Genomic DNA, 6295 nt, shown 5'->3' on the forward strand with positions numbered 1-6295 from the left:
GCGCGGAGGTAGGGCGGCGGGCCCGCTCGCTACGAGAGGTGCCGAATGGCTAGTCATCGCACGGTTTTCAACCATGTCGGGTTGTGCGTGGCCGATCGTGAGCGGTCGCGCCGCTTCTACGAGGGCCTGCTCGGGTTTCAGTTCTGGTGGGAGATCGACCCGCCGGACAACATGACCGCCCAGCTCGTCGGGCTGCCCGAGCCGCTCGGAACCCATGCGACCTATCTGGTGCGCGACGGGTTCGTGCTCGAGCTGATCGACTACTCCCAGCGCCAGGTGCACGCTGGCTCCGAGCGCACGATGGACCAGATCGGGCTGACGCACATCTCGTTTTCGGTGTCCGATCTTCCGGGCGTGCTGGGGAAGGTGGCGGAGTTCGGGGGCGCCGTGGTCGACGGCCCGGTGTCCGAGGGCGCGGCGATGATCCGGGATCCGGATGGTCAGCTGCTGGAGTTGCTTTCGGAGGGGTGGCTTTCAGTGCTGCCGGCGCGTCCATAGCTTCCAGCTCCGACCTCAATTTTTACATTTCCGGTGTGATTAACTTGCCATCCGCGTATGCTTCCCTTGGCGTTTTCGGGCAACGTTTCCAGACGTAAGGTCACAAAAAGGCAGGACTAGGGCACCCGGAGAGTAGTCATGCGTAGAGAAACCAAAATCGTGAATCTGGCCGCAGCGATCAGCGCTCTGGTCGCCCCAACGGTCTGGCAAGGACTCGCGAATGCCACCAACCCTGACGAGACTCAACCTGCTGCGGCTGGCGAGGCACCTCTCGCCGAGGCGACATCGGAGACCACGGACGAGACGACGCTTCCGAGCCGCGTGGACCTTATGGGCTTCACTGTTTATCAAAAAGCCGACGGTGTGATGGTGCCGAAGCACGGATCGCATTACTCCCACGCTTCTCATGCCTCGCACGCATCTAGCTCGTACTGATGTCAGACGTCATTATTGACTTCGACTCAGGCACGCAATCGCTCGGATCATTGCAGGAAGCTGCGTACCGCCTGATCGGCCGGGCCACCTGCCAGATAGACGACTTGGATGGGCGATACGTTTGTCGGCTGGCGTCGTGTCAGCCACAACTTGATGGCGATGAGTTACGAACTCATTTTTTGAACCTAGTTACGGACGAGAACCTTCGCGAAAAGGTGAGGCGCGAGACTGACCGGCTGCGCGACGTCATTGTCGCCTTAGCTTTCGGGTCTTTGGCAGAAGGTACGTGAAGGCTGTGGCCGGCTTCTCACCGCCGAATTTGTTTGCTCCTGCATCGGAAGCGCTCCAATTGTTGCCAATCCGCTTTGAACGGCTTGGCGCTGACCGCTTTCTTGTCGGCAATTTGGTCGGTGACATGGCGGAATTGACCCAGGCCGAGCTGAACCGTCTTTGTGCGCTCGACGTCGCCCCAGGCGACGGTCTGTATGAGCTCGCGTTCGAGAAACTTCTCATCGGCTCTGTTGAGCAACGTTCCCAACAGCAGCTCCTGGCTCTGCGTTTACGCAGTCGTCTAAGCTACTTGCGATCGGCGACACCTCTTCACTTATTCGTCGTCACGCTTCGGTGTGAGCATTCTTGTCCCTATTGCCAAGTCTCTCGTCAGAGCAAAGACCGCTCACGCTATGACATGGACCAAGCTACGGCCTCGAAGGCGTTGGACATTGCCCTGTCCGCGCCGTCCCGGCTGATCAAGATCGAGTTCCAAGGGGGTGAGCCGCTCCTCAATTTTGAGCTCATCCGATGGATCGTGCTAGCCGCGAGTAAGCGGGCGATTCCCTTGGGGAAACGGCTTCAGTTCGTGATCGCAAGCAACTTGGCACTGCTGAATGACGAGGTACTCGACTTCTGTGCTAAGCACGGGATTCTATTATCTACGTCACTCGACGGGCCACGAGACCTTCACAATAAGAACCGGCCACGCAAACTCAACAATAGCTACGAACTGGCGGTAGCAGGCATCGCGCGGAGTAAAGAACGTTTGGGGCCCGACAGGGTAGGTGCGTTGATGACAACCACAGAGGCTAGCCTGGATCGCGTCGAGGATATCGTCGACGAATACATTGCGCAGGGCCTCGATGGTATTTTCCTCCGACCGCTTTCGCCATATGGCTTCGCGATCAAGACCAAGCAGTTTCACAAGTATCGTGCCAAGGATTGGCTTAGCTTCTGGAAACGCGGCCTTCAGTATATTCTCGACATTAACAAAACCGGTCGACACTTCTCCGAGTTCTATTCGGCGCTGATCCTTCGACGGATGCTAAGCGACGAACCCATCGGTTATGTCGACCTGAGAAGCCCAGCAGGAATAGGGCTAGGTGCCCTCGTCTATAACTACGACGGTGCGGTGTTCGCATCTGACGAAGCCCGAATGCTTGCCGAGATGGGGGATCGCACTTTCGAACTCGGCAGTGTGTACGAGCACAGCTACCGAGACTTGGTACTGTCTGACACGCTGGTTTCGGCGGTCGCTGAGTCGTTGACGCAAACAGCACCGCAGTGCTCCAGTTGTGTCTTCGAACCCCACTGCGGCGCCGACCCCGTCTATCACCATGCAACTCAGGGAGACGTGGTAGGGATTAAGCCCTTATCGGAGTTCTGTGAGCGACAGAAGGGCGTAATCACACACCTGTTCGAGCTATTGGAACATTCCCCGGAGGACGCCACCATTCTCAGGAGGTGGGCGCGGTGAAGCCGCTCATTCTTTCTGGCCGCGCAGCAGCTGCCGACATCGCACGATTGGGAACGGAGCGACAATCCTGGCGGCTCAGGTCGCCTGTGTATTTCCCATCGTGTCAACGAGATGCTGCTCTGATTGCATCTCATGACGATTGGGAATTGGCGCAGGCGCACGGTTATGAACTTGCTATCGCGCGTGAGGAGCGGCCGGTCCAAGCTTCGTTGAGTTATCTCCGATTGGCCACAGAATTCGCTGAGCTTCACGACGGCGACGTGGTGCGTATCCACCCTGAAACCCGTCGAGTGCGGGTGCTCTACCGGCGGTCCTCGAAGCACAACTTCTTCCTCGTCACTGAGCGTTGCAATAACTATTGTCTTATGTGCTCGCAGCCGCCGAAGTCCGTCGATGACGGCTGGCTGATCGATGAGATCGAGGAAACGCTGCCGCTAGTTGACCCGCAGACAACCTCCTTGACATTCACTGGCGGCGAACCCCTAACTGATTGGCGCAGGTTTATTGGGCTGCTCAGCTTGACTCGCGACCTTCTCCCGGACACAGCGGTGCACGTGCTGACTAATGGCCGCGCCTTCGCATCCTCCGAAGTGGTCAGCGCCTGGGCGGCAGTCGGCCATCGGAAGCTCTCGGCAGGTATTCCGATTTATGCGGCCATTGATCATGTCCATGATTACGTCGTGCAGGCGAAGGGAGCTTTCGACCAGACAGTTCTTGGTATTTTGCGTTTGAAGGATTGCGGTCAACGAGTCGAAATACGTGTTGTGCTGCATGCCATTACCGCTCCACGCCTCCGTGAAACATGCGTGTGGCTCGCTCGGAATCTCCCGTTCGTGGATCACGTAGCGCTTATGGGGTTGGAAAACACCGGTTTCGCGATTGCAAACGATGAGATCCTCTGGATGGATCCGATCGATTATCAAGTGCAACTGGCGGACTCCATTGAAATCCTCTCGTGCGCTGGGTTTAACGTCTCGGTCTACAACTTACCGCTCTGTGTGCTTGATCCCAGCGTCCGACCTTTCGCTGTGCAATCGATCTCGGATTGGAAGAACGCGTATGTCGCAGAATGCGAGTCATGCTCTGTTCGCGCTGATTGCGCCGGATTCTTTTCCACGGGACGACCGAAGTTCAGTCGGGGGATAGCGGCCATTTAGCAAGGGCATTGAGGCGATAAAGTGTTGGAGAATGGACGATTCATATGAATACACGCCTGTCACGCTTTGCTTGGCTAAATAGGCTCGCTCGCCTACAGGCGTGCCTCAACGTACTCAACGTATGGACTAAGGTGGCCGCATAGTGGGCTTCTATATACGAAAAAGCGTTAAGGCAGGTCCCTTTCGATTCAACCTGAGCAAGTCGGGCATCGGGGTGAGCGCTGGCGTCCCCGGCTTTCGGATCGGTACAGGACCACGCGGCAACTATGTCCACGTGGGCCGTAACGGCATCTACTATCGAGCTTCGTTGAACGGGCAGCTTGAGCGGCCTTCACCGCGGCTCAGCCAACCACTGCAGGATCGGCTACCTGTATTCCGTCCAAGCGACGTGGTAATGGAAGACGTAACAGGCGCCACGGCAATGTCTCTAGAACCAACAGGTCGTGGCGACCTTGTCGATCAACTTAACGCCGCAGCTGGACGATTCGTGTGGTGGTGGCCTGTGGCGATCGCAGTGTTCCTCTTTGGCGTGATGACCATCCCGTGGGGAATCATTATCTGGGTGCTCGGCGGCGCAAGTTGCATTTGGCTTTATTTCAATGACCAGGCGAGGCGCACGGTCGTTCTCTTCTATGACGTTCACGACGATGCAGCCTGGTGGTTCGAAAATCTCGTAACCGAATGGCGCTGGCTGACTGAGTCGCAACGGGTGTGGCGCATCGTTCAGTCAGGTGACGTTGTGGGCACCTACAATTATAAGGTGAATGCGGGCGCCAGCTCGCTAGTCAAAACGATCGGCGCAACAGCGAGCACATCGGGCAAAATCAAGCAGTTAGCAACGAACATCGCCGTGCCGTCAATCACTGCTGGAAACTCCGCGTTGTATCTACTGCCGGATCGCATGTTGGTCCGCGAGGGGAAGCGGTACAGCGATATTGAGTATCAGGCGCTGCGGGTGTTCCATCAGGAACAACGCTTCATTGAGAGTTCACTGCCACCTAGCGACGCTCTCCAGGTAGATAGCACTTGGCAATATGTAAAAGTCAAGGGCGGCCCAGACCGGCGCTACAAGAACAACCGGATTCTTCCGATTTTGCTTTATGGCAGGCTGGTTATTACTTCAGCGAGCGGCCTGTACTGGATAATTCAAATCTCTCGTGCCGACGCTGCTGAACCGATTTCACAGGTCATTTCTGCTGCCCCAATTGAGCCCGCTGCCTCTGACATCAACACAACTTCGCTTGATCCGTATCCGTCGGTTGCTCGTGGTGGGAAAACGACAAAAGTAAAGTGTTTTAGATGCGGGCATATTCAAGATGCATCGGTCAGCGTGTTGAGTTTTACCTGCGAGAAGTGCAATTCGGAGCTGAAACGCGCGAAAAAATAGGCGCCCAGCTACCCGCACGATGACAACTCGCTGACTTATTCGATTTTGTCGCGTTTCGTTAAATTGTGCCGCGCGCATAGCAATTGAATGTTGTCGGTGACAAGGGATGAGCCCCCGCGCGAATAGGGAATGATGTGGTCGAAGTGCAAGTTGTCCATCCCTCCGCATTTCACACATCTGCCTCTGTCGCGGCTCCATACGGCCAGTTTCACACTCGTTGGTATGAGCCGGTTCTGCTCGAGTTGTGGCTCTCGCGAGTCGATGAAAGGAGTGGCGTTCGCGTCTACTTCGAGCCGGAACTTGAACACCATCCGCTGTTTGGATTGCTCTCGCCATGCGTCGATAAGGCGGAACGTTCCATTGAAGGTCCAAATGCCGGATCGCATTTTCTCGTACACTCGCACGTGCTCAGCGGGGGTGCCCGCTTCCCGGTAACGTCGCGCAGCCTGCAGAAAGAGGCCGTTCTGCGTGGGCTTGCCACTTGTCACGCGTTCGGCTTGGTCGAGAGTCTTCGGGTCTGGCCCGCCTCGAGTTTTTGGCTGGTCGTGGCCTTCATAGATAAGCACTCGGCCATCTTGCTCAATGCGGTCGTCGTAGGGGGCACCTAGCCGGCGGCTCATCAGAATGACGCTGGGCTGACTTCCGCTCCGATAGTTCATACCCCGCTGGAAATTTACGCCCTCTTCGCGGCACATTTCCAGATAAGAAATGACCTCTCCCGGAACAATCACAGCTCGATCCTAGGCCAACGCAACGCACCGGGACAGAAACACACGCATGGCTTATAGGTTGACCGAAAGGATCGCCAATTTCAGTTATATGCTGTGCTTCCTTCAACCGGGTGCCTCGTACTGATGATCTTGGCGCTGCAACGATGGCTATCAAACCCATGGCAACGGCACTATGCAGGCGGCCCGCGGCGCCCGCAAAAGTCATGCCTTCGACGGTATTCCAGAAGTTCGGCCCTGAACGTCGACTAGCCACTTGACCAGGGGCTGTCTGATTAACGGTGGATCCGACCTTGGCATTGGTTAGTTGCCGGTCGGGGTGATCCGGCCGTTGAAGGTG

Annotated in this window: 6 protein-coding genes; 5 read left to right on the top strand and 1 reads right to left on the bottom strand. The window is 56.6% G+C overall.

The features are described 5' to 3' along the window. Nucleotides 1-45: 45 nt before the first annotated feature. The 5 genes from BST11_RS12535 to BST11_RS12550 all read left to right on the top strand — a co-directional run bounded on the left by BST11_RS12535 (nucleotide 46) and on the right by BST11_RS12550 (nucleotide 5227). Nucleotides 46-498, top strand: a complete 453-nt coding sequence (locus BST11_RS12535) for a VOC family protein (protein ID WP_083138280.1) — start codon at nucleotides 46-48, stop codon at nucleotides 496-498. 138 nt (nucleotides 499-636) lie between these two features. Then, nucleotides 637-933 (top strand): hypothetical protein, encoded by a 297-nt coding sequence (locus tag BST11_RS27130; protein ID WP_142276317.1) that lies wholly within the window; start codon nucleotides 637-639, stop codon nucleotides 931-933. A gap of 286 nt (nucleotides 934-1219) precedes the next feature. Next, entirely contained in the window at nucleotides 1220-2683 is a 1464-nt protein-coding gene (gene hxsB / locus BST11_RS12540) for a His-Xaa-Ser system radical SAM maturase HxsB (RefSeq protein WP_142276318.1), read from the top strand. Then, nucleotides 2671-3840, top strand: coding sequence for a His-Xaa-Ser system radical SAM maturase HxsC (hxsC, locus tag BST11_RS12545; protein WP_083138282.1), 1170 nt, complete (start codon nucleotides 2671-2673; stop codon nucleotides 3838-3840). Before hxsB ends, hxsC begins: the two co-directional genes overlap by 13 nt. A 142-nt stretch (nucleotides 3841-3982) precedes the next feature. After that, nucleotides 3983-5227: a DUF4236 domain-containing protein gene (locus BST11_RS12550; protein ID WP_158086788.1), complete on the top strand. Its 1245-nt coding sequence runs from the start codon at nucleotides 3983-3985 to the stop codon at nucleotides 5225-5227. A 35-nt stretch (nucleotides 5228-5262) separates the two neighbouring features. On the opposite strand, the gene BST11_RS12555 is transcribed toward BST11_RS12550, so the two are convergent. Next, nucleotides 5263-5958 (bottom strand): HNH endonuclease, encoded by a 696-nt coding sequence (locus BST11_RS12555; RefSeq protein ID WP_244897631.1) that lies wholly within the window; start codon nucleotides 5956-5958, stop codon nucleotides 5263-5265. Nucleotides 5959-6295: the final 337 nt, after the last annotated feature.

Source organism: Mycobacterium alsense (assembly GCF_002086635.1).
GTDB classification, from domain to species: Bacteria; Actinomycetota; Actinomycetes; order Mycobacteriales; family Mycobacteriaceae; genus Mycobacterium; species Mycobacterium alsense.